Origin of the sequence: Meiothermus luteus (assembly GCF_003574085.1) — a bacterium.
In the GTDB taxonomy this organism is placed as follows: Bacteria; Deinococcota; Deinococci; order Deinococcales; family Thermaceae; genus Meiothermus; species Meiothermus luteus.
Genome location: NZ_QWKZ01000046.1, coordinates 1 through 21,705 on the forward strand (window position 1 = coordinate 1; position 21,705 = coordinate 21,705).

The following is a 21,705-nucleotide window of genomic DNA, read 5'->3' on the forward strand; positions in this document are numbered from 1 at the left end:
GGGTGGGGCCAGGGGAGTGGTGGTCGGTGACCACCACCGAGACCCCGTTCTCCACCAGCTCCTTGAGTTCGGCGTGGTTGGTAATCCCGCAGTCTACGGTGATGAAGAGCTCGCAAGCCTCCAGGTGCTCAGGAACCCGCTCCATCAGGATGCCGTAGCCCTCCTCCAGCCGGTGGGGAATGAAGGGGTGGATGTCGGCGCCCAACCGCCTGAGCCCCTTGATGAGAATGGCCGTGCCGGTGAGCCCATCGGCGTCGTAGTCGCCGTGAACCCGGATGCGTTCACCCCTCTTCAGGGCTGTGATGACCCGCTGGGCGGCCTCCTCGAGGCCCGCCAAGGGCAGGAGCCTAAGCGGCGGGGTGAGGTCCTCTTTCCGTCGGAAGCCCCGGTTCCAAAGCGCCGCTGCGGCCAGTAGGGGAATCTCCAGCTCTTCCACCAAGGGCCGGAGGAGTTCTAGGGGGGGCCAGGGGCGGAACCTCCAGTTCATTGTCCAGATCGGTCGGGAATCACAGGGATTTCCTCAGGATGTTGCTTCCTTAGGGCCTGAAGCTCCTCCCGCATCTGCTTGAGTTCGCGGTTGCGGCGGTAAAGGGCGGTCTGGGCGTTAATCCAGCCAGAGAGCACATAAAGCCCCATGACCAGCAGCCCCAGGCCGAAGGCGATCAGCACAAGAAGGGCTACGTGCACCGGGCCCCAGGGAGTGCCCAGGAGGAGGCCCGGCTCGAGGGCGTACAGCCCACAGACGAAGGCCACCACCCCCAGCACGATGACGAAGGCCAGACTGCTCAGCAGCTTCATACCGGAAGTTTACACCCAGCGCCGGAGCTCAATCCGCCCCTCGTAAAGGGCCTTCCCGATGATGGCCCCCTCCACCCCCAGGGCCTTGAGCCCCTTCAGGTCTTCTTCCCCAGCAATGCCCCCACCGGCGATTAGAAAGCCCGGCCAGGCGGCGCGCACCTGGGCGATGACCGCCAGGTCCAAGCCCTGCAGGGTGCCGTCCCGTCGCACATCGGTGTAGACCAATGTGCGTACCCCCATGGCCCACATCCTCTGGCAAGCTTCCGGCACGCTAAGGGCGGTGGCCTCGGCCCAGCCGGAGACCACCACCGCCAGCCCCCGGGCATCCAGGCTCACCACGACCCGCTCGGGGCCCAGCTTGGCCAGCATCGTTTCCAGCACCTCTGGGGCCTTTACCGCTACGGTGCCTGCCACCACCCGGCTGGCCCCCAGCTCTAGGATTTCCTGCGCCGTTTCCAAGCTGCGCACCCCACCCCCCACCTGGAAGGGGATTGAGACCCTCTCGGCAATGGCCCTCAGCGCCAGGCGGTTTTCCCCCTGGCCGGTGGCCGCGTCCAGGTCTACCAGGTGGAGCATCCGGGCCCCCTGGCCTTGCCAGTGGAGGGCGGCCTCCACCGGATTTTCAAAGTAGACGGTCTTCCGCTCTGGGTCGCCCTCGTACAGCCGGACCGCCCGGCCGGCTTGGATGTCCACAGCAGGAATCACCAGCACCCCGGGATTCTACCATTGGCCGGATGGGGGTCATTTGACAAAGCTACCGTAGGGTGGCATAGACTTCTAACCGCGTTTATGTCCGACCTCCTATCCACCCTTAACCCGGCCCAGCAGGAGGCCGTAAGGCATTTTGAAGGCCCGGCCCTGGTGGTGGCGGGGGCGGGTTCGGGGAAGACGCGCACCGTGGTCCACCGGATTGCCTACCTGATGCGCGAGCGTCGGGTCTACCCTAGCGAGATACTGGCGGTGACCTTTACCAACAAGGCCGCGGGCGAGATGAAGGAGCGGCTAGTGCGGATGGTGGGGCCGCAGGCTAAGGAGCTTTGGGTGGCCACCTTTCACGCTGCTGCGGTGCGGATTCTGCGGGTGTATGGGGAGTATGTGGGGCTCAGACCGGGCTTCGTCATCTACGACGAGGACGACCAAAACGCCCTCTTGAAGGAGGTGCTCAAGGAGCTCGAGCTGGAGGCCAAGCCGGGGCCGTTTAGGGCCATGCTGGACCGCATCAAGAACCGTGGAGAGGGGCTTTCGGCCTTTTTGAAGGAGGCCCCCGACTACATCGGCGGGGTGCCCAAGGAGGTTGCCGCCGAGGTTTACCACAGGTACCAAAAGGCCTTGCGGTCCCAGGGGGCGGTGGACTTCAACGACCTGCTCCTTCTCACCATTGAGCTGTTTGAGGGCCACCCCGAGGTTTTACGCAAGGTGCGGCAGCGGGCCCGCTTCATCCACGTGGACGAGTACCAGGACACCAACCCGGTGCAGTACCGCCTGACCCGGCTGCTGGCTGGAGAGAAGCCCAACCTGATGGTGGTGGGCGACCCCGACCAGAGCATCTACGGCTTCCGGGCTGCGGACATCCAAAACATCCTCCGCTTTACCCAGGACTACCCCGAAGCTCGGGTAATCCGCCTGGAGGAAAACTACCGCTCGAGCCGCCCCATCCTCCAGGTAGCCAACGCGGTCATTGAGAAGAACGCCCTGCGCCTGGAGAAGGTCCTGCGCCCCACCAAAGAGGGGGGCGAGCCCGTTCGGCTTTACCGCGCCCCCAACGCCCGTGAGGAGGCGGCCTTCGTGGCCCGCGAGGTCGTGCGGCTGGGGGGCTACCAGGGGATCGCGGTCCTCTACCGCACCAACGCCCAGTCGCGCCTTTTGGAGGAGCACCTGCGGCGGGCGGGGGTGCCGGTGCGGCTGGTGGGGGCAGTGGGCTTTTTTGAGCGGCGCGAGGTCAAGGACCTGCTGGCCTACGCCCGGGTGGCGGTCAACCCTGCGGATGGGATCAACCTGCGCCGCATCGTCAATACGCCCCCCCGAGGCGTGGGGGCCAGCACGGTGGGCAAACTGGCGGACTACGCCCAGAAGGCCGGAGTAAGCCTTTATGAGGCCTTCTGTTCCGCCCAGCAGGTGCTAAGCCGGCCTCAGCCGGTGCTGGCCTTTGTTGAGCTGTTGCAGGAGCTGATGGAGGCGGCCTTTGAGAGCAGCCCGGTAGCCTTTTTTGAGCAGGTTCTGGAGGCCACCGGCTTTCGCGAGGCTTTGCGGGAGGAGCCGGATGGGGAAGAGCGCCTACAGAACGTGGAGGAGCTGCTGCGGGCGGCGCGCGACTGGGAGGTGGAGGAAGGGGGGAGCCTCTCTGAGTTTTTAGACTCGGTGGCCCTCACCGCCAGGGCCGAAGAGCCTCAAGGCCAGGCCCCGGCCGAGGCGGTAACCCTTATGACCCTGCACAACGCCAAGGGGCTCGAGTTCCCCACGGTGTTTTTGGTCGGGCTGGAGGAAAACCTCCTTCCTCACCGCAACAGCCTGAGCCGGCTGGAGGACCTAGAGGAGGAACGGCGGCTTTTCTACGTGGGCATAACCCGGGCCCAGGAGCGGCTCTACCTCTCCTACGCCGAGGAACGGGAGACCTACGGCAGACGGGAATATACCCGTCCGAGCCGGTTCTTGGAGGATATTCCCCGGGAGCTGCTGTGGGAGGTAGGGGCCTTTGGCGAGGCCCCAGCCCCCCCCTCCCACCCTCCAGCCAAACCCGAGAAGGCCCTTCACCAGGGGTTCAAAGGGGGCGAAAAGGTGCGCCACCCCAAGTTTGGCCAGGGCACCGTGGTGGCGGCCATGGGGGAGGAGGTAACGGTGATGTTCCCCGGGGTCGGCCTGAAGAGGCTGGCCCTGAGGTTTGCCGGGCTCGAGCGGCTCGAGTGAGCAGCCCGACGCTTGCCCCCAGCCTGCTGTCAGGGTTGTTCATATGAGCAGGGGCCGCCTCGAGGGGCTGATATACTAAGCCCCATTGCGGGGTAGCGGGTGGCCAGCGTGGCAAATTGCCTCTTGCTTTTGGGGGCCCCGGAGCTGTGGGTTGGAGGGGAGCGCCGCTCTTTGCCCACCCGCAAGCTCTGGGGTCTCCTGGCCTACTTGGCCCTGGAGGGGCCCCAGGACCGGGAACGCCTGGCTACGCTCCTTTGGGAAGGCCCGAGCGCCCGCGCCAACCTGCGCCGCGAGCTGGTGCGGCTGCGGGAGGCAGGTTTGTCCCTCCAATCCGAGGGTTCGCGGCTCGCCTTTGGCGGGTTCCAGGTGGATGTGGTGGCCTTCCTCAACCGCTACGCCACCCGGGCCTACACCGAGGCCTTGCACCTTTGGCGGGGGGAGCTCCTGGAGGGCGTAAACCTGGCGGACGCCCCGGAGTTTGAGGAGTGGCTGGAGCTTACCCGCGCCCAGCTTGCCCAGCGCTACGAGGATGCCTTGCTGGCCCGGGTGCTGGAGCTGGAGGAGGCCGGGGGCTACGCCGAGGCCTTGGCCTGGCTGGAGCGCCTCCTCCGGCGCAACCCCCTCCTGGAGGCGGCCCAAGAGGCGGTCCTCAGGCTCTACGCCAAGACCCACCAGCCCTCCCGGGCCCTGGCCCACTTCCGCAACTACGCCGAGCTCTTGACGCGCGAGGTGGGGCTAAAACCCCCTCGGGAGCTAGAGTCCCTGGCCGAGGCCATCGCCAGGGGGGAGCCCTTTCCCGAGCCTTCCCTCCGCTACACCTTGGACCGCCCCCCTTTGGTGGAGCGGGAGGCCCCGTGGGCGGCTTTGGCTCAGGCCCGCGCCCCCTTGGTCCTCCTCTTGGGGGAGGCAGGGGTGGGCAAGAGCCGGCTGGCGCTGGAGTTCCTTCGTTCCCAGCCGGGCTTCCGCCACCTCCAGCAGGAGCCACAGGATGCCCAGGTCCCCTACGGCGGCCTGGCCGCGGGCCTGCGCCGCCTGTGGGAAGCCGGAGAGCCCTTCGCGGGCCTGGAGGAGCGCTGGCGCTTGGAGGCCGCCCGCCTGGTCCCCGAGCTCAGCTCGGTCTCCCCGCCGCGCTACAGCGGCCCCGAGGCCCAAGCCGCCCTGAGCACCTTCCGGGAGGGGCTTTGCCGCACGCTCCTCCACGGCCTTCCCCCGGGGGGCTGGCTTTGTTGGGAGGACCTCCACTACGCCGATGGCACCAGTCTGGAGTTCCTGCCCTACCTGGTGCGGCGGGCCCAGGCGGCAGGGCTTCGGGTGCTGACCACCGCCCGTCCCGAGGCCTTTCGCCCAGAGGCCCCCTTGTTCCGCGCGGTGGCCGGCCTGGAACGGGAAGGCTTGGTGCAGATCCTGCACCTGGAAAGCCTGAGCGAAAGGGGCGTTTTGCAGCTGGTGCGCAAGCTTTCCGGCATGACCGAGGGGGGCCTCCTCTTCGCCCGCCGCCTCCACCAGGCCACGGGGGGCAACCCCCTCTTCCTCCTCAAGACCCTCGAGCACCTTTTTCAAGAAGGTTTCCTTTGGGCCGAAGGAGGGGCCTGGCACACCCCTTACGACGACGAGACCGGCGACTACCGGGAACTTCCCCTGCCGCGAAGCGTCCAGGAGGAGGTGTGGCGGCATCTTCAAGGCCTCGAGGCCACTGCGGTAGCCGAGGTGCTGGCCCTGAGTGGCCGCCCCCTGGACCTGGAAAACCTCCGGGCCCTCTTAGGCGGGGACCTGCTGGGTTGGGTGGCGGTTTTGGAACGCTTGGAAGCCGCCAGGCTGGTGGAGGCCACCCGGGAGGGCTACCGCTTCCGCCACGACCTCTTGCGGCAGGCGGTGCTCCAGGCACTCTCCCCAGCTCGTGCCCAGGCCACCCACAGCCTTCTGGCCGATCGAGCGCTGGCTCAGGACGAAGAAACCCTCTTCCACCTGGAGGCGGCGGGCCGCCACGCCGAGGCTTGGCGCTTGGCCCAAGGGCTTGCCCAGGAGGCGTGGGCCCGGCAGGCCTTCGCCCAGGCCGAGGGGCTTTGGCGGCGAGCCCTGGAAGCCTTTGGCCGGGCCCCTGGGAGCCGGGAAGAGGAGGCCGAACTCCTCCTGGGCCTAGAGCAGGCCCTCATGGTCCTTTCCCGGCTCCCGGAGCAAGGAGCGGTGCTCCAGCGCCTGGAGGGCCTGGCGCCGGGCCTGTCTTCGGAGCGGCAAGCGGAGGTGGGCTTCCGCCGGGTGCGCTATTTAGCTATGCAGGGGCGCTGGGCTGAGGCTTTGGCCCTGGCCGAGGAGGTCTTGGCCCTCCACCCCCACCCCCGCGCCCGGCTCTACCGGGCGGACGCCCTGGCCAACCTGGGCCTTGGCGGGGCCTGGGAGGAAGCCCTGGCGGTGTGGAAGGAGGCCCGCGACTGGAGCCTGCGCGCCGAGGCCGCCTACCTTTTGGGCAAGCTGGCCGTTTTGCGGGAGGACGAGGAGGGGTTGGCCTACTGGCTTGGGCACCTTACCCGCCTGGGGAGCCCTGGCCTGGCGGAGGTGCGCCTGCAGCAGTTCGTCTGCGCCCGGGCCCTCGGCCTGGGGGACCTGGCACGGGTGGTGGCTGTTGCCCAGGAGGCCTTGGCCAAGGCGGAGGCCCTGGGCTATCGGGAAGCCCTGGGGGTCTTCCACAACTTCCTGGGCCTGGCCTGGGCCCGCCTCGGGCAGCTGGCCCAGGCGCTCTCCGCCTACCGTGCTGCTGAGGCTCATTTCGCCGAGCTGGGCCGCGCCCACTTCCAAGCGGGGGTGCGGATCAATTGGGCGGCCCTCCTCTTGCGCCTGGGGGCCTTCCCCGAGGCCGAGGAAACGGCGAATGCGGCGCTGGCTACCTTCCGCGCCATCCAGGAGCCCAGAGGTGTTTCCGAAGCCCTGCTGGTCTTGGGGCAGGCGGCCCTATGGCGAAGGGACTGGCAGGCGGCGGAAGAGCGGTTTCGGGAGAGCAAGGCTATGGCCGAGGCGGTGGGGTTGAAGCAAAGTGCCCTCGAGGCCACCACCGACCTGGCGGCGAGCCTTCTCCTACAGGGCCAGGCCGCCGCTGCGGAGTCCCTTCTACGCCAGGTGCTGGCCCAGAAGGCTTCAGGGCCTAGCGAGGCTGCCTGGTTGGCCCTGGCCCTTCTGCGGCAGGGCCAGGTGGCGGAGGCCTATGGATGGGCCCGCCAGGCCTATGGGGGTTTGAAGGGCTACAGCGGTTTCCTTCCAGACCTTTTGCCCCTGGCCCTCTTGGCGGCGCATCGGGCGCTAGGAGAAGAAGGAAGAGAGGTAGAAAAGGAGCTTTGTGCTCTGCGGGAAGCCCAATTGGCCGCCGCTCCCGATGAGTATCGGGAGAGCCTATCGGCCTTTCACCGCTTGCAGGACCACCTCCTGATCTGAGGCCTTGGGGCTTCCCCTTGCAACGTTTTTGCCACGTTCGCCCTTCTATAGTCCTGGCGTGGATCACGGCCTGTACCTTCTGCGGGTGAGGTGCGATGAGAGGGGCCAGCTCTTGATTGAGCTCAAGGGGCCCGAGGTCGTTCGTTTTAGCGATTGGAACGCCCTGGGCCGGTATGTGGAAGAGGCCCTCAGGGCCGAGAAGGTTCGAAAGCCGAAAAAGGGCCGTTCCCAGGGGTTGCGGTAGAGACCCGTTTCCTTGCAACGCTCTTGCCACGCCCTATCGCCTAACTTGCGTGCGTAGGTTCGGAGGTTGGCGCCCACAGAAAGTGAGGCAGCCCTCCGGTCCGAGCCCACCGGGGTCAACCCGGGTCGGGGCGGTCCTGAGAGGGAGGTGATGGGGTGAAACGGTTTTGTTGTGGCGTGGCTTTAGCATCCCTGGTGCTCCTTAGCGCTTGTTCTGGGGGAGCGCCGGGAACCGGAGGCCAGGCCTGCGACCCGGTGGGCCAGGGTACCCTGCAGGTGGCCATAGGCGGCTTGCCCTCCGGGGTCAGCGCGCAGGTGGTGGTGCGTGGACCTGGGGGTTTTAGCCAGACCCTGGGCGCCAGCCAGACCCTTTCCGTGGGAGGCGGGACCTATACCGTGGATGTGGAGAAGACCGCAAGCCCGGTGGGCAGCACCACCGTGGTGCGCACCGCTTACGCTGGTACCAGCGACCGATCTCAGGCCTGCGTGCGCAATGGCGAGACTGTCCAGGTTACGGTGACCTACAGCCAGATTCCCAGCAGCGGTAAACTCTGGACCAACAACCGCCCACCTCAAAGCTCTGGTGATCCCCTTACCCACGCCTATGCTGAGGCTAGTCTGCTCGCTTCGGGTACCGTATCCGAGGCAGTGGGGGCGGGTACCGTGCAGTCCCGCAGCCTCACCTTTGACGCCGATGGCAACCTATGGGTGATTGGGGGAACCACCGTGGACCCCACCCTATTGCGCTACCCTGCCAGCGCGTTAGGCAGCTCGGGTACTAAGACGCCAGATAAGCGCCTTAACGTTTCGGGATGGAGCTGTTTGCCAGGCGCGTTGCACCTGACCTTTGACCCTAGTGGTAACCTATGGCTTTCTGTTCCTTGTGCCCAGAAGCTCGTCCGGATAGGTCGCACCCAGCTGGCTGCGGCCACCGGCACCCTGAGCACTGTGACGCCCGAGGTAGAGATTTCAGGCTTTAGCGGAAGCCCCAGAGGGCTGGCCTTCGACGCTTTCGGCAATCTCTGGGTAGGTCACGACCTGAGCAGCACCAGCGGTCAGGTGATGCGCTTCGACGCTGCTGACCTGAGTAGCTCCACTACCGCCGCCAGCGCCGCACGCACGCTCAGCGCAAGTCTCTCGAGCTCCTCCACCAACACCGCCTACGAGCTGGCCTTTGACGCTGCCGGTAGCCTTTGGGTGCTGTGCTCTAACTGCGGCGGAGCCATCCTCTACAAGTTCACCAGCGGCCAGCTTTCGGGTACTGGGAACGCTGCTTTGTCCCCAGATAAACAGATTAGCCTCCCTGTGGGGGCCTTACCCGAGGCCTTCGCCTTTGATGAGGGGGGCGGGTTGTGGCTAGCCTACGACAAGCCTGCCAGCAGCGGCCGCTTTGCCCGGCTCTCACCCACGCAGCTCACCTCGAGCAGCACCCCCGGTAGCCCCACCGTGCCCGCGCGCATCGTCGAAGGCAGTAACTTGGGCTACGCCAAAACCATCGCCTTCTATCCAGCACCGGCGGGGCTGCCCCTTTTCCACCGCTTGCCCTGACGCCCTGAGGGATGGGTTGTTCATCTGGGGGTAGAAGAAACTGGCACTCATCGGTTTGACCCTAGGCTGCTGGCAGCGTACAGCTCGCCTCTACCCTTGAAGCAGCTTCGGAAGAAACCGAAGGATCGAGGAGGAAAACCATGAAACACCTTTGGAAAGCCATCTTTACCAGCTCGCTGCTCTTGTTGGCGGCTTGTGGGGGTCCTGGAGGACAACCTTCCGGCTCAAAGCCCTTTAGCTATACCGTGGATCCCGCCTTGAGGCCCAGCCCTGAGGTGCGGGGCGGCAAGACGCTGGCGGCGGCCCGCAGCGAGGGCGGGACCGTCCACCTCTTCATCCTGGACGAAATCCTCATCCGCCCCAAAAGCCAAGCCGAACTGGAGGCTTTCCTGTCCCGCACTGGGGGTAGCGTGATCGGCGACGACGCCGTGCCCGAGCCACCCCCGGGCTCCGGCATCCAGCTCAGGCCCGAGGACCGAACCCCCACCCTGTACACCGTGAGGGTCGATCCGCGCCGCTTCGATCTGGGGAGCTTCAAGGCCGACGCCGAGAAGGCGGGCCTCAGCGGGGCCACGGCCTTTTCCAGTGAGGAAGCGGCGCGGTTGCTGGCCGGCATCGTCAGGGAAAAGGCCGCTGGGCTACGCGTCTCCCCGAACTTCGTGGGCGAGGGGGCCGCCCTTTTGTTCCAGACTGAAGAACAGCCGCTGCCCGGAGGCGGTTATGAGGATGCGCTGAGCTACTCCTACTTTGCCAGCACAGGCAGCCGATCCAGCGTGCGCCAGATGATGCAGCTCGTAGCAGCCCAGCCCCCGGCGCGGCGTACCAAGGTGGCCATCATCGACGGGGGCTTCTGGCTGGACTCCATGGGAAGGTCGCTGAGCCAAGACCTCCCTGGGGGTATCCTCCAGTACGACTTTGTCGACAACGACTACGTTGCCAACAGTCCCAGCGTGAACACCTGCGGTGGAGCTGGCTGTCCCTGGCACGGCACCGGGGCTGCCCACGTGGCCACGGCCATCCCCAACAACCGCTTCGGCGCGGCCGGCACCGGGGGACAGGTGGCTGACCCGATGCTCTTCAACATAAATCTTTTCGCCATGGGTGGGGTTGCCAGGGCTATCCGCACCGCAGTGGCCTGGGGCGCTGATGTGATCTCTATGAGCTTCAGCAGCAACTGCGACAACTTTTTCTGCGACCTTTTCTTTGAGGGCAACATCTACCCAGCCCTGCGCAACGCCCGCGACAACGGGCGGGTGCTGGTGGCAGCGGCAGGTAATCAAGGGGAATCGGCGAATGGCAAGGTACCCTGCAAGGCCGCCGAAGACGTGATCTGCGTGGGAGCTTTGGACGATGACACCAACCGCGCCATTGGCTACTCCAACTCTGGCGATGCGGTGGACATCTGGGCCCCCACCAACATCAAGGCCATCTACGGGCGGGATCCTGCGGGCGGACTTGCGCTGACCACCTTTGGTGGAACCAGCGCCTCCGCTCCTTTCATCGCTGGGATCGCCGCGGTGCTCAAGGCCTACAACCCCAGCCTGACCTCCGCCCAGGTGAACGACATCCTGCGGCGCACCGCCTGGACGGACTCCCCCGACTCTAAGGTGAGATACTACGTTAACGCCTATCGGGCCCTGCGCGAGGTACACCGCTTCAGCCTGGATGCCCTGGAGCCGAACAACGACGCAAGTACGGCTGCCCATCTTGGGGTGGCAGGGGACGCAACTAGCCCCACCCGGCGTAACGACCTCAACCTACACAGCCTGGATGACCGTGACCACATCCGCTTCACCCTGAGCGAATATGCCAGCCTGCAGATCAGGCTGGCGTTTGTGCCCGATTTGGGTGATCTGAACCTCGTGCTCGTCAAGGAAAGTGGGGCCTGGGGTGCCCCGGAAGGCCTCGTTATAGAACGCGACGGTCAGGGCTTCCTTCTCAGGGTCGGCCTGGCCGTTCCGGGTACCTACCGCTTGGTGGTAGCTCCGGCCAGCATACCCAACGCCTATAACCTCTCGGTCAGCAGAAGCGACCGCCCTATGACCCCCGACAGCCTCGAGGTAAACGACACCCTTGCCGCCGCCACGGTCCTTTCCGAGGGTGCCTTCCGGGCTAACCTGCACAGCCTTTCCGACGTGGACTACTACCGCTTCAATCCCAGCCTTCGACTCCCCCCTGACCATGGCAGTTTCTCCTTCTCCGTCATTGACCGCGACATGCCCCTCACCCTCCGGCTCTTCGATGGCGGTGGCAACCAGGTTGATGTCCAAGACTGCCCAATTGGCGGCACACGGTGCGCCGTGGGTAACTTCATTGGCGTTCACACGGTCAAGGTGGAGCCCCTGGCCAGCGCGCCATCCCGGGGCCTCTACGCCTTCCGGGCCCAGTTCACGGTTCGGCGCGATCTGCTGCTGCCCAACTTCCAACTCTTTCCCGACCAGCCCATCCTCTGGCTCGAGCCCGGCGACCCACCCATCCCAGGTCATCTGGTTGGCCTGAGGGATGCCTTCGTCTTCCGCCACGAGGCGGGTAAGACCAGCAGGGCAGTCCTGGTTGGTGAAGACCTCAAGCTTAGCCTGCTTTCCAATACCGGAGAGCTTATCCGCCAAGGTACCCCCAGCGCCAATCCCCAGCTACCCGGCGCCGAGGTATCGCTCACCGGTTTACAGAATGATGAGCTCTATGTCCTGCTGGTTGAGCGTAAGAACCCTCCTAACGCTATTGACGGAGAAACCGAACTCCTGGGGCTTTTGTCCTATAACCTGGATTTGAGCAACTAAAGACATCCGGGGTGGATGACTCGCATTCACCCCGGCAACCCTACACAGACCCGTAAAACCGCTGCTGCCAACCATTCGGGTAAGATGCCCCACAGAAGGAGGAAGCATGAAGAAACTCTGGGTTGTGATTGGAACCGGCCTATGCGCCCTTGCGCTGGCCCAGGCGGTGCAGAAGACCTACCGCCTCATCATCAACGGCCAGGCCGCCAGCGGGCAGGCGGTGGTGGTGGGGGGCAAGACCTATGTTTCGCTGGATGCGCTCAAGGCCGCCGGGGTGGGCGTGAGCCTCTCAGGCTCCACCCTGAGCCTCACCCTGCCGGGGCCCCCCCAGGCCCAGGGCGGGGCCAACCAGGTGGCGGCCCTGGAGGGCTGCCTGAACGAGTGGCTCTTCAACGGCATCTGGCGCTTCCGGGTGCTCTCCGTAGAGCCCCTGCCCGCCGGGGGGCGCGAGGGTTGGAAGGCCAAAGTAGAGTTGCGCAACGGCACCAACGTCAACGGCGCGGCCCTGGCTGGCACCGGCTGGCAGGGTCTATTGCTGGTTCTGGACAACGGCAACACCATTGAGTCGGGCTACGTCCAGATGCGCGACAAGCCCTTTGCCCAAGGTACCGGCATGGTGCAGGAGGCGGTGTTCTACTCCAAGGAGACCGACCGCACCCCCACCAAGCTGCTGTTGCTGCTCAACCCCAAGAGGATGCTGACCACGCTCCCGGTCCGCTATACCGTTCCCGACCCCAGCTTCCGGGTGCGGCTGGACTGCCGAGGGTAGGTCTAATGGGGTCCCTCCAAAAAGCGTTCCCGTAGCTCGGGGGTGGGCACCAAGCAGCTCTTCTGACGGCCGAACAGGCGGTAGCGGTGGCGGGCCACCAGGCGGTAGAGCCCGTCCCGCAAGGGCCTGGGCAAGTGGCGCAGGCCGTAGAGCCAGCGGTAGCCCGGCAGGTGGCGGAGAATCTCCAAAGCCGCGTCGGACTCGAGAAGAACCCTTCCCCCCGCGATGACCACCACGCTGTCGGCCAGGGCCTGGTTTGACGCAACCCCGTACCGCCTGAGCAGAGTCTGCCCCACCTCGGACTGCTGCGCGGCAAAGCGAAAGCGGCCCTCGGGGTCGTGGTGGACGATGAACCGCACCACCCCGTTGCACAAGTTGCAGACCCCGTCAAAGAGCACGATGATCGGGGCTTTCATGCTTTTAGCCTAGCGCGCGACGCCCACCTTGGGCTTCGTTCGGGGCCCTCAGCCAGGCCTGAAGGGGGTGGGGCCTGCTGCAAGTGGCCCGGACTTTGGGGTTGAGGAGAAGCTTCGCTCAGAACCCCCGCCCGGTGGTTTTGGTCAGCATCAGCTTGAATTCGTGGGGGCTGGTGGCGGAAGCTTCGGCATCCTCCAAGCTGATCAGCCCCTGGGTGTACAGCTCCACCAGGTGCTGGTCAAAGGTCCGCATTCCCCGCAGGTTGTCCTGCATCATGGCGTCCTTAATCTGAGGGGTTTTGTTCTCGTCTTTGATCAGGTCGCGCACGAAGGGGGTGGCCAGCAGAATTTCCAGGGCCAGCACCCGCCCCTGCCCGTCCGCCCTAGGCAGGAGGCGCTGGGAGAGGATGCCCAGTAGGGACTCGGCCAGAAGGATGCGAATCTGTAGGTGCTCGTGCAAGGGGAAGAAGTCAATGATGCGGTTGATGGTGCGGATGGCGTCCAGGGTGTGCAGGGTGGAGAGGACCAGGTGGCCGGTCTGGGCAGCCATGATGGCCGCTTCCACGGTTTCCCGGTCGCGCATCTCGCCAATCAGGATCACGTCCGGGTCCTGGCGCATGGCGTATTTGAGTCCCGAGGCGAAGGAATCGGTGTCCACGCCCACCTCTCGCTGCACTACCAGGCTTTTTTTGTGCTTGTGAAGGAACTCTATGGGGTCTTCAATGGTGATGATGTTTTTGGGGTAGTGCAGGTTGATGTGGTCTATGAGGGCTGCGAGGGTGGTGGACTTTCCTGAGCCGGTGGGGCCGGTGACCAGGACCAGGCCGCGCTCTTTGGAGGCCAGGCCCTCCATCACCGGACGGGGCAGGCCCAGGGCCTCAAAGCTGGGGATGTTCTCCGAGACCACCCGCATCACCAGCCCCAGGCTGCCGCGCTGGTGCAGCAGGTTGCAGCGAAAGCGGGCCAGGCCCGGGATGGTGTAGGCAAAGTCCATCTCCTTTTTGTACTCGAGCTCCTCGAGCTGCACGGGACTCAGCAGGCTGCGCACGATCTGCTCTACGTCCGCCGGGGAGAGTACTTTGCCGGTGAAGGGCTTGAGCTTGCCGTCAATGCGCACCGTAGGAGGAGCCCCGGCCTGTAGGTGGATGTCAGAGGCTCGAGCCTCCACCATGCTGCGCAGCAGCTCAGCGATGGGGGTGGGGGTCCGAAGGGTGCTCATGGCTTCCTTGAGGACGGCCGGTTTTATGAGTGCAGGGTGGGTATGGCCTGTCCCACCCACGAGTATAGTCCACCCCAAAGCCCTTCCCATCCCAAATGAACAAGGATTTGGATGGCCCTTGGCGCCCTGGGAAGAAGCCTATAAACTTGGGGTACATGGGCAAGAAACGCCGACAGGAAAAGCTGAAGCGCAGGGCCCAACAGCGGGTGCCCCTCACTGGTCGGGACATGCTGCGGTTGTTTCCGGGCCTTTTTTTCCGCGCCCTGGTGGTGATTATGCCCCTCTCCTTGCTCATGACCTACCTGGGGGCGAGCGGGGTGACCCTTTTCAACAACTTCTGGGTGCAGATGGGGGCTTACCTGGCGGCCTACATCGTCTTCAATCGCTTCATTTTTGGTCCGGTGCGCAACTACCGCCCTCCCCAGCTTAAGAAGTAGCCCCGGCTTCCTCTGCGAACAGGGGTGTGGAGAGGTACTTCATGCCGGAGTCGCAGGCGATGGTGAGAACCCGCTTGCCTGGGCCCAGCTCGCGGGCTACTTGAAGGGCGGCCCAGATCATCCCGGTGGCGCTCATGCCCACGAACAACCCCTCCTGCCGGGCCAGGGGCTTGGCTAGGGGAAAGGCGTCCTCCTCCAGCACCTGGATCACCCGGTCCAGCATGCCCACATCCAGGTTGGGCGGGATAAAACCCGGGCCCATGCCCTGGAACTGGTGTGGGCCCATCTGGCCTCCGGAGAGCACGTTGCTGCGGGCGGGTTCGCAGGCGATGATTTGCACCTTAGGCAGCCGTTCGCGCAAGTAGCGGCCCACCCCCATGATGGTACCGCCGGTGCCTGAGCCGTACACGAAGGCGTCCAGGCGGCCCTCCATTTGGGCGAAAATCTCTGGGCCGGTGGTCTCGTAGTGGGCCCGGGCGTTGGCTGGGTTGTCAAACTGGTTGGGCATGAAGGCCCCTTGCTCGGCCACGATTCGCTCCGCCTCCTCAATGGCCGCCAGCATCCGGCGGCTGGGATCGGTCAGGATGAGCTCGGCCCCATAGGCCCGCAGGATGCGCTTGCGCTCCTCGGACATCTGGGCCGGCATGGTCAGGATAAGCCGGTAGCCGCGGCTTGCCGCGACCATGGCCAGCCCGATTCCGGTGTTGCCGCTGGTGGGCTCCACGATGAGCTGGCCAGAGCCAGGCCTCAGGATGCCCCGCTCCTCGGCGTCTTTGATCAGGTACCAGGCGGTGCGGTCTTTGATGGAGCCGCCGGGGTTGTTCCCCTCGAGCTTGACCCAGACCTCGGCCATGCCGGGCTCCACGATGCGCTTGAGCCGGACCACAGGGGTCTTGCCGATGACTTCCTCCACGTTCATGCTTTAGAGCATAGGGCATTAGGGGCCTTTTGCGGTTTGTGCGGGCAGTTTATACTTGTGTATCTCGCACGGATGCCCTCGGGTCTCAGAGGCGAGAGAGGAGTGTTTATGACTGCAAGCAAAGGCCAGGTGGTTTCCATACGCTACGCCCTGCGCGTGGACGGGGAGTTGGTAGACCAGGGGGAGCTAGACTACCTGCACGGTTACCGGAACATCGTCTCAGGGCTGGAAGAGGCCCTGGAGGGCAAGGCGGTGGGGGAGCGGGTGGTGGTCTCGGTTCCGCCGGAGAAGGGCTACGGCCCTTACGACCCGGAAGGGGTGCAGGTGGTGGAGCGGAGCGCCTTTCCCCCAGGGGCAGAGCTGGAGGAAGGAGCGGTGTTTTACGCCGAGGACGCGGACGGGAACCCCATACCCTTCACGGTGTTGGGGGTGGACGGGGACAGCGTGACCATAGACTTCAACCACGTGTTGGCTGGCGAGACCCTGGAGTTTGACGTGACCCTGACCGGGGTGCGTCCGGCGACCTCGGAAGAACTCGAGCACGGCCACGCGCATAGCCTCCACGGCCACGCCCACTAGGCCCTTGGGGGTTGCCCTAGGCGAACAGGGTTTGCAGAAGCGGCTGGCCCTGCTCGAGCTGAAAGTGTAAGAAGGCGCTGCCGGAGCGGAAGAGGACCCATAGCTGCCGGGCGTCCTTTAGGCGCATGAACAAGGGCAGCGCGTACCGGGCCTCGCCCCGCTCAATCCGGGTATCCCCCAGGGTATAGGCGATGTAGAAGTCCTGCGGGCTTTGCATCAGGTTGGCGGTGTAGAAGAGGGTCAGCTCAGCCCACTCCCTTTCGGCCCGGACCAGCGCCTCCCAGACCAGCTCTTGGGCCTGGTCTGGGGTGAGGTGTTGCCCTTGGGTGGGCCCCAGCCGGGCATAGAAGGCTGCGGGAAACTGCTTGAACTCGTAGTAAAAACCGCCTGGGCCGTGCGACCAACGCACAATCTCGTTCTCGCCCGGGTTTCCTTGGGCCTTTTCTCGGGCGTATTCGCGGGCCAAGGAGAGGTTGTCTAGGTCGGGGGTCTCCCCCGTTTCCAGGCTTTGCAGCAGGATGGGTTGGGGGTCTATCTCTAGGTAGGTGCCCATAGGTTCAGGTAGGGGGGAATTCCCCGGTTCGGGTAACCCGCATGGGGCGCAGGCGCTTGTCCCCTACGTGCAAGGCCGCGATTCCCCCTGTAAGAGGCCGATAGTGGGTCTCAAAACCGGCCAGGCCCATCATTGTAGCAAGGGTGGGCGGGTCGGGGAAGCGCTCCACCGACTCGGGCAGGTAGCGGTAGGCCCCAGGGTTGCCGGATATGAGGCCGCCGATGAGGGGCAGAATACGGGTGAAATAAAGCCGGTAGAGGCGGCCCAGCCCCCCTTTGGGGGGCGGAGGGAACTCCAGGATGCAAAGCCGTCCTCCGGGCGCAATCACCCGGTGGAGCTCGGCCAGGGCCCGCTCATGGTCGGCGAAGTTGCGGAACCCGAAGGCAATGGTGACCAGGTCAAAGCGGTGGTCGGGGAAGGGTAGAGCCAGCGCGTCGGCCTGCACGAAGGAAATCTCCAGGCCGGCCCGCCTGGCCTTTAGCCGGGCGAGCTCGAGCATCGGCGGGGCAAAGTCGCCGCCTATAACCTCGGCTTGGGGAGCCAGCCGTTTGAGCAGAAGGGCCACATCGCCGGTGCCAGTGGCCAAGTCTAGGATTCGCTTCGGGCCTCGCTCCAGCGCGGCCTCCACCAGCGCTTTCCGCCAACGCCGGTCCACCCCAGCTGAAAGGACGCGGTTGAGCAGGTCGTAGCGGGGGGCAATCTCGGAGAACATCCGCTGGACGGCCCGGGCTCTTTCCTCGGTTGGGTCGCGCACGGGGAAGAGTTTAGCACGGCCCAGAGGGTTCGGTCAGGCCGCTTAGTAGATGTCCTCGGGTTTTTTCTCCATCTTGCCGGTCAGCCAGTAGAGAATCCGCTCGGAGATGTTTTCCAGATGGTCGCCCAGCCGCTCGTAGCTGCGGGCCACCCGGCTTAGGGTGAGGGCCTTGGTGATGGTGCGGGGGTCTTCCATCATGTAGGTCAGCAGCTCCCGCGAGACCTCCTCGTAAAGGGCGTCAATCTCGTCGTCGCGCCGGAAAACCTCCTTAGCCGCTTCTATGCTGCGCTCGGCGACCGCTTTGGAGATAAGGTCCAACATCAGGGTCAGCCGGCGGCCCATCTCCGGCAGGGTGATGTAGTTTTTCAAGGGGGGCTCTTTGGCGAGCAGGACCACATCCTCGGCCACGTGGGCGGCGTAGTCCCCGGCCCGCTCCAGGTCGGTCAGGGCCTTGATGACGGTGAAGGCGAACCGCAGGTCAGAGGCCACCGGGGCCTGTCGGGCCAGCAGGGTAATCACCTCGGCCTCTATCTCCAGCTCCAGGGCGTCTATATGCTTGTCCTGCTCAATCACCTCCCGGGCCAGCTGGGGGTCTTGTTTGCCCAGCGCCTGGGCGCTTTTTTCTACCATCTCCCGCACCAAGGAGATCATGCGGATGGTCTGTTCGGTGATGTGGCTGATTTCCCGGTCTAGTTCTTGGCGCATAGGGTTCTCCAACGTACAGTCTACACGGGGGTTTTTGTGCTTTGGTTCTCTAGGTTAGGGCTGGTTTGTAGGGGGAAGGTCAGGCCGAAGGCGTTGCCGTTTTCCAGAGCCCGGCCGTAGGCCCTACCCCCCCAGCCCGCAGCCAGCCTGCGCACCAGGGCCAGGCCAAGCCCGGTGCCCCGGACGTTGGCGGCGTGTACCCCGCGCTGCCCGGCCTGGAACAGGCGTTCAAAATCCTTGAGGGGTTCCCCCTCGTTGCGCACCTCGAGCCTCACCTCCCCTGGAATTTCCTCGCTCACCACGTGAATTTCCTTCCCAGCACCGTATTTGAGGGCGTTTTCCAGCAGGTTGAGCAGGGCTTGGTAGACCGCATCTGGGTTGGCCCGTACGGTGTGGGGGGTTTGCCAGCGTATCCAGGCCGATTTCTCGGCCAGCAAGGGGGCTAAAAAACGCTCCAATCGGCCTTGCAACTCCTCCAGGGCGAAGGTGCGCTCCAGGCCGGGGCGGCGGGAGAGGGGCAGGTCCTCAACCAGCCGGCGCAGCCGCTGGGCTTCCTGGTAGAGCATCTGCAGGGCCTCCTGGGCCTCCTCTCCCTTCAGGCCGCCCAGCAGGGCCTCCAGCAGGGAGAGCATCCCGGCCACTGGGGTGCGGAACTCGTGGGCCAAGGTTCGGCTTGACTCCTCCAGGGCCTCCAGGCGGCTTTTCTCCTCGCTTCGGTCCCAAAGTAGGAGCACCCCGGGCAGCGCCTTGGCCCAGAGGGTGCGGCCACGGCTTTCAACGGCGGCTTCCCCCCCGATTCGGCAAAGGGCCTCGAGCCGATGGTCCCGCAGGGCCAGGAGCAGGGGGCGCCCCACCACCTTCTCCCGCTCAACCCCGAGGAGGCGGGCCGCGGCGGGGTTCAGGTAGAGCACCTGGTCGCTTTGGAAGAGCAGCACCCCCTCCCGGGCGGCTTCCCAAGCGCTGTGCAGGAGGGCACCGAGGCTCATGCTATTCCTTAAAGCGGTAGCCCACGCCCCGCAGGGTTTCTAAAAAGCGGGGGTTTTTGGGGTCTTCGTTTAGCTTGTCGCGGAGCTGGGCCACGTGCTGGTCTACCGTGCGAACGGTTCCCAAGAACTCCTGGCCCCAGACCCGCTCCAGCAGCTCCTCGCGGGTGTAGACCCGGCCGGGGTGCCGGGCCAGGAAGGCCAAGAGGTCAAACTCGCGCCGGGTGAGCTCGAGGGGGTGCCCTTCTAGGAAAGCCTGGTGCCGCTCCAGGTCTAAGGAGAGGGCCCCCCGTTCAATCCGCCCGCTCTTGCCCACCCGGCGCAGGAGGGCCTGTACCCGGGCCACGAGCTCGGGGGTGGAGAAGGGCTTGGTCAGGTAGTCATCGGCCCCCTGGGTCAGACCCTCCACCCGATCCCCTTCCCCGGCCCGGGCGGTGAGCATAAGCACCGGCAGGGCCTCGTACCGCCCGTCCCGGCGCATCCTCTCCAGAAGACGCACCCCCGGCTCGTCCGGCAGCATCCAGTCTAGGATGACCAGGTCTACTAGGGCCAGCTTATCCCAGCCCTCCTGGGCGGTGGCAGCTTCCAGCACCTGGTGGCCGGCCTTGGCCAAGGACAGCCGTAGCCCCATCCGAACCGAGGGTTCGTCCTCTACCAGGAGCAGCTTCGCCATCAGCTTAAAGTCTAGCGCCCCTTTCGTCAGGCTGGTGTCATCTCCCATCGGCTGGGTTTTGGTATGCTGGGCGCCTGTGAGCCTACCCCATCTGCCGCACCAACCGGGTTGGATTGAAGTGGTGGTTGGGCCGATGTTCTCGGGCAAGTCGGACGAGCTCATCCGCCGGGTCAAGCGGGCCCTTTTCGCCCGCCAGCGGGTGATGGTCTTCAAGCCTAGTTTGGACAACCGCTACCACGCCACCGATGTGGCCAGCCACGACGGCCTGCGCATAGAGGCCATCGCGGTGCGGGACTCGGTTGAGCTGCGGGCCCACCTGGCCGAGCCCCTGCCCGATGTGGTGGCGGTGGACGAGGCACAGTTTTTTGACCCCGGCCTCCTGGGGCTGGTGCTCGAGCTGGCCGATGAGGGGGTGCGGGTCATCTGCGCGGGGCTGGACATGGATTTTCGCGGGGAGCCCTTCGGGATTATGCCTGAGCTTTTGGCCCGGGCAGAGTACGTGCAGAAGCTGTTCGCGGTCTGCCCGGTCTGCGGGGGGCCTGCCACCCGCACCCAGCGCTTTGTGAACGGCAAGCCGGCCCGCTACGACGACCCGGTGATATGGGTGGGGGCCGCCGAAAGCTACGAGCCCCGCTGCCGCCGCTGCCACGTGGTAGTGAGGCCGGAGGTTCAGGAGATACTCTGAGGGTCTACTTTTTGCCCTTGCGGGGGGGCTTCTGAGCCTTAGGGAGCACCAGCTCCAGCACCCCCCCTTTGAGGGAGGCTTGGGCCTTATTGGGGACAATGGGTTCGGGGAGGGTTAGGGTGCGGCGGAAGAGACCTGAAGGGCGTTCCTGGCGGATGTAACGGCCCTCCAAAGGGTGGCGCACCCCCGCCAGGGTGATGGTCTGCCCTTGCTCCTGTAGCTCCAGGTCGTCGTTTTTCACCCCTGGTACGTCTACCAGGATGCGGTACCGATCGCCCTCGTCCAGGATGTCCACCGGGGGCACCCACTCGCCGAAGGCCTCCTGGGAGCTGAACCGCCGCGAGAGCTCGTCAAGCTGCTGGCGGATTCGTTGGAGCTGCTCGAGGGCGTCGTAGCGTTCTATGGTCATAGGCTTGAGAATATCATGGTTGGGCCTGGAGGGGATATGGCGGAGCGGGCGATTGTTCCGGTGCTCACGGGGCCCACCGCAACGGGAAAGACCGAGCTCTCCTTGCGGCTTGGGGAGGAGTTCCTCATAGAGATAGTCTCCGCCGATGCCAGCATGGTTTACCGGGGCATGGACATTGGCACCGCAAAGCCGAGCCCAGAGGAGCGGCGCCGGGTGCCCCACCACCTCCTTGATGTGGTCCTGCCTAGCCAGCCTTTCAGCGTGGCCGATTACCTGGAGCGGGCCGAGGCGGCCATCGCAGAGATCTGGTCACGGGGGGCGATTCCGCTGGTGGTGGGGGGTACGGGCTACTACGTCCGGGCCCTCTCCGAAGGGCTGCACGAGCTGCCCCCGCCCCACCCCGAGCTTCAGGCCGAGCTTTGGCGGGAGCTGGAGGAGCGGGGTATGGAAGCCTTGCTGGCCGAGCTAAAGGCCAGCAGCCCGGCCGATGCCCGGCGGGTGGGGCGCAACCCCCGCCGGCTGGTGCGGGCCCTGGAGGTGCTCCGCCGCACTGGGGTTCCCCCGGCCCGGTTTCCCCGCCGCCAGCCCGCGTTTGGCTACCAAAAGCTCATCTTGTGGCCGGAGTGGGCCTGGCTCGAGCCCAGGATTGCCTGTAGGGTGGAGCGGATGTTCGCCCAGGGGCTGGTGGAGGAGGTGGCAGGGCTGCTGCGGGCCTATCCCAGGATGCCCACCGCCCTCCAGGCCATCGGCTACAAGGAGGTGGCGGCCTACCTGCGGGGGGAATATAGCTTGGCCCAGGCCAAGGAGGCGGTGTTCCGGGCCACCCGGGCCTACGCCCGGCGGCAGTACACCTGGTTTCGCAAGGAGCCTGGGGAGCCGCTCTATCTACCTTGGGGTGGGGAGGAGGC

The 21,705-nt window shown here is 65.4% G+C and carries 22 protein-coding genes; 10 read left to right on the forward strand and 12 right to left on the reverse strand.

The genetic code is table 11. From position 1 onward, the window contains the following. The 3 genes from Mlute_RS08115 to hisA all read right to left on the reverse strand — a co-directional run. On the reverse strand, positions 1-487 hold a 487-nt coding region (locus tag Mlute_RS08115; protein WP_147371050.1), incomplete at its 3' end, for a DHH family phosphoesterase. Continuing rightward, entirely contained in the window at positions 484-798 is a 315-nt protein-coding gene (locus tag Mlute_RS08120) for a lipopolysaccharide assembly protein LapA domain-containing protein (RefSeq protein ID WP_119360215.1), read from the reverse strand. The genes Mlute_RS08120 and Mlute_RS08115, both read right to left, overlap by 4 nt. A gap of 9 nt (positions 799-807) precedes the next feature. Continuing rightward, positions 808-1,509 (reverse strand): 1-(5-phosphoribosyl)-5-[(5-phosphoribosylamino)methylideneamino]imidazole-4-carboxamide isomerase, encoded by a 702-nt coding sequence (hisA, locus tag Mlute_RS08125; RefSeq protein ID WP_119360216.1) that lies wholly within the window; start codon positions 1,507-1,509, stop codon positions 808-810. Between the two features lie 78 nt (positions 1,510-1,587). Between hisA and Mlute_RS08130 the strand changes: the two genes are divergently transcribed. The 6 genes from Mlute_RS08130 to Mlute_RS08155 all read left to right on the forward strand — a co-directional run bounded on the left by Mlute_RS08130 (position 1,588) and on the right by Mlute_RS08155 (position 12,465). Further along, on the forward strand, positions 1,588-3,702 hold the full coding sequence (locus Mlute_RS08130; RefSeq protein WP_119360217.1) for an ATP-dependent helicase: 2,115 nt from the start codon (positions 1,588-1,590) through the stop codon (positions 3,700-3,702). 171 nt (positions 3,703-3,873) lie between these two features. Further along, positions 3,874-7,125, forward strand: a complete 3,252-nt coding sequence (locus Mlute_RS08135; RefSeq protein ID WP_220452066.1) for an ATP-binding protein — start codon at positions 3,874-3,876, stop codon at positions 7,123-7,125. Between the two features lie 58 nt (positions 7,126-7,183). Further along, positions 7,184-7,369 carry a hypothetical protein gene (locus Mlute_RS08140; RefSeq protein ID WP_119360219.1) on the forward strand — a complete coding sequence of 62 codons (186 nt, stop codon included), beginning with the start codon at positions 7,184-7,186 and terminating at the stop codon, positions 7,367-7,369. A gap of 194 nt (positions 7,370-7,563) precedes the next feature. Then, a complete protein-coding gene (locus Mlute_RS08145; protein ID WP_245958904.1) occupies positions 7,564-8,916 on the forward strand; it encodes an NHL repeat-containing protein in 1,353 nt (450 codons plus the stop codon). Positions 8,917-9,056: 140 nt separating this feature from the next. Further along, a complete protein-coding gene (locus Mlute_RS08150; protein WP_119360220.1) occupies positions 9,057-11,696 on the forward strand; it encodes a S8 family peptidase in 2,640 nt (879 codons plus the stop codon). Positions 11,697-11,802: 106 nt separating this feature from the next. Next, the gene (locus Mlute_RS08155) at positions 11,803-12,465 is read left to right on the forward strand and encodes a hypothetical protein (protein WP_119360221.1); all 663 of its coding nucleotides are present in this window, start codon (positions 11,803-11,805) and stop codon (positions 12,463-12,465) included. A 2-nt stretch (positions 12,466-12,467) separates the two neighbouring features. Here Mlute_RS08155 and Mlute_RS08160 read toward each other — a convergent pair whose 3' ends face one another. Then, a complete protein-coding gene (locus Mlute_RS08160; protein ID WP_119360222.1) occupies positions 12,468-12,881 on the reverse strand; it encodes a thiol-disulfide oxidoreductase DCC family protein in 414 nt (137 codons plus the stop codon). Positions 12,882-12,999: 118 nt separating this feature from the next. Further along, the gene (locus Mlute_RS08165) at positions 13,000-14,100 is read right to left on the reverse strand and encodes a type IV pilus twitching motility protein PilT (RefSeq protein ID WP_119360223.1); all 1,101 of its coding nucleotides are present in this window, start codon (positions 14,098-14,100) and stop codon (positions 13,000-13,002) included. A gap of 155 nt (positions 14,101-14,255) precedes the next feature. On the opposite strand from Mlute_RS08165, the gene Mlute_RS08170 reads away from it, so the two are divergent. Next, positions 14,256-14,537, forward strand: a complete 282-nt coding sequence (locus tag Mlute_RS08170) for a hypothetical protein (RefSeq protein ID WP_119360234.1) — start codon at positions 14,256-14,258, stop codon at positions 14,535-14,537. On the opposite strand, the gene cysK is transcribed toward Mlute_RS08170, so the two are convergent. Further along, complete coding sequence (gene cysK, locus Mlute_RS08175) at positions 14,527-15,456, reverse strand: cysteine synthase A (RefSeq protein WP_119360224.1); 930 nt, start codon at positions 15,454-15,456, stop codon at positions 14,527-14,529. The genes Mlute_RS08170 and cysK overlap by 11 nt on opposite strands. Before the next feature lie 108 nt (positions 15,457-15,564). Here cysK and Mlute_RS08180 point away from each other — a divergent pair, with 108 nt between their 5' ends. After that, positions 15,565-16,035, forward strand: a complete 471-nt coding sequence (locus Mlute_RS08180; RefSeq protein WP_119360225.1) for an FKBP-type peptidyl-prolyl cis-trans isomerase — start codon at positions 15,565-15,567, stop codon at positions 16,033-16,035. Between the two features lie 16 nt (positions 16,036-16,051). Here Mlute_RS08180 and Mlute_RS08185 read toward each other — a convergent pair whose 3' ends face one another. From Mlute_RS08185 to Mlute_RS08205, 5 genes are read right to left on the reverse strand one after another with little or no spacing between them, the layout of a single operon-like run. After that, positions 16,052-16,588 (reverse strand): hypothetical protein, encoded by a 537-nt coding sequence (locus Mlute_RS08185; protein ID WP_119360226.1) that lies wholly within the window; start codon positions 16,586-16,588, stop codon positions 16,052-16,054. A gap of 4 nt (positions 16,589-16,592) precedes the next feature. Continuing rightward, entirely contained in the window at positions 16,593-17,342 is a 750-nt protein-coding gene (gene ubiE / locus Mlute_RS08190) for a bifunctional demethylmenaquinone methyltransferase/2-methoxy-6-polyprenyl-1,4-benzoquinol methylase UbiE (RefSeq protein ID WP_119360227.1), read from the reverse strand. A 42-nt stretch (positions 17,343-17,384) separates the two neighbouring features. Continuing rightward, the gene (phoU, locus tag Mlute_RS08195; protein ID WP_119360228.1) at positions 17,385-18,047 is read right to left on the reverse strand and encodes a phosphate signaling complex protein PhoU; all 663 of its coding nucleotides are present in this window, start codon (positions 18,045-18,047) and stop codon (positions 17,385-17,387) included. A gap of 20 nt (positions 18,048-18,067) precedes the next feature. Continuing rightward, entirely contained in the window at positions 18,068-19,033 is a 966-nt protein-coding gene (locus Mlute_RS08200) for a sensor histidine kinase (RefSeq protein ID WP_119360229.1), read from the reverse strand. A 1-nt stretch (position 19,034) separates the two neighbouring features. Beyond that, entirely contained in the window at positions 19,035-19,703 is a 669-nt protein-coding gene (locus Mlute_RS08205) for a response regulator transcription factor (protein ID WP_119360235.1), read from the reverse strand. 76 nt (positions 19,704-19,779) lie between these two features. Here Mlute_RS08205 and Mlute_RS08210 point away from each other — a divergent pair, with 76 nt between their 5' ends. Further along, positions 19,780-20,388 (forward strand): thymidine kinase, encoded by a 609-nt coding sequence (locus tag Mlute_RS08210; protein WP_281270856.1) that lies wholly within the window; start codon positions 19,780-19,782, stop codon positions 20,386-20,388. A 4-nt stretch (positions 20,389-20,392) separates the two neighbouring features. On the opposite strand, the gene Mlute_RS08215 is transcribed toward Mlute_RS08210, so the two are convergent. Further along, a complete protein-coding gene (locus Mlute_RS08215) occupies positions 20,393-20,797 on the reverse strand; it encodes an Hsp20/alpha crystallin family protein (protein ID WP_119360231.1) in 405 nt (134 codons plus the stop codon). Positions 20,798-20,833: 36 nt separating this feature from the next. Between Mlute_RS08215 and miaA the strand changes: the two genes are divergently transcribed. Continuing rightward, positions 20,834-21,705, forward strand: an 872-nt coding sequence (gene miaA / locus Mlute_RS08220) for a tRNA (adenosine(37)-N6)-dimethylallyltransferase MiaA (protein ID WP_119360232.1), incomplete at its 3' end; no start/stop codon positions are given.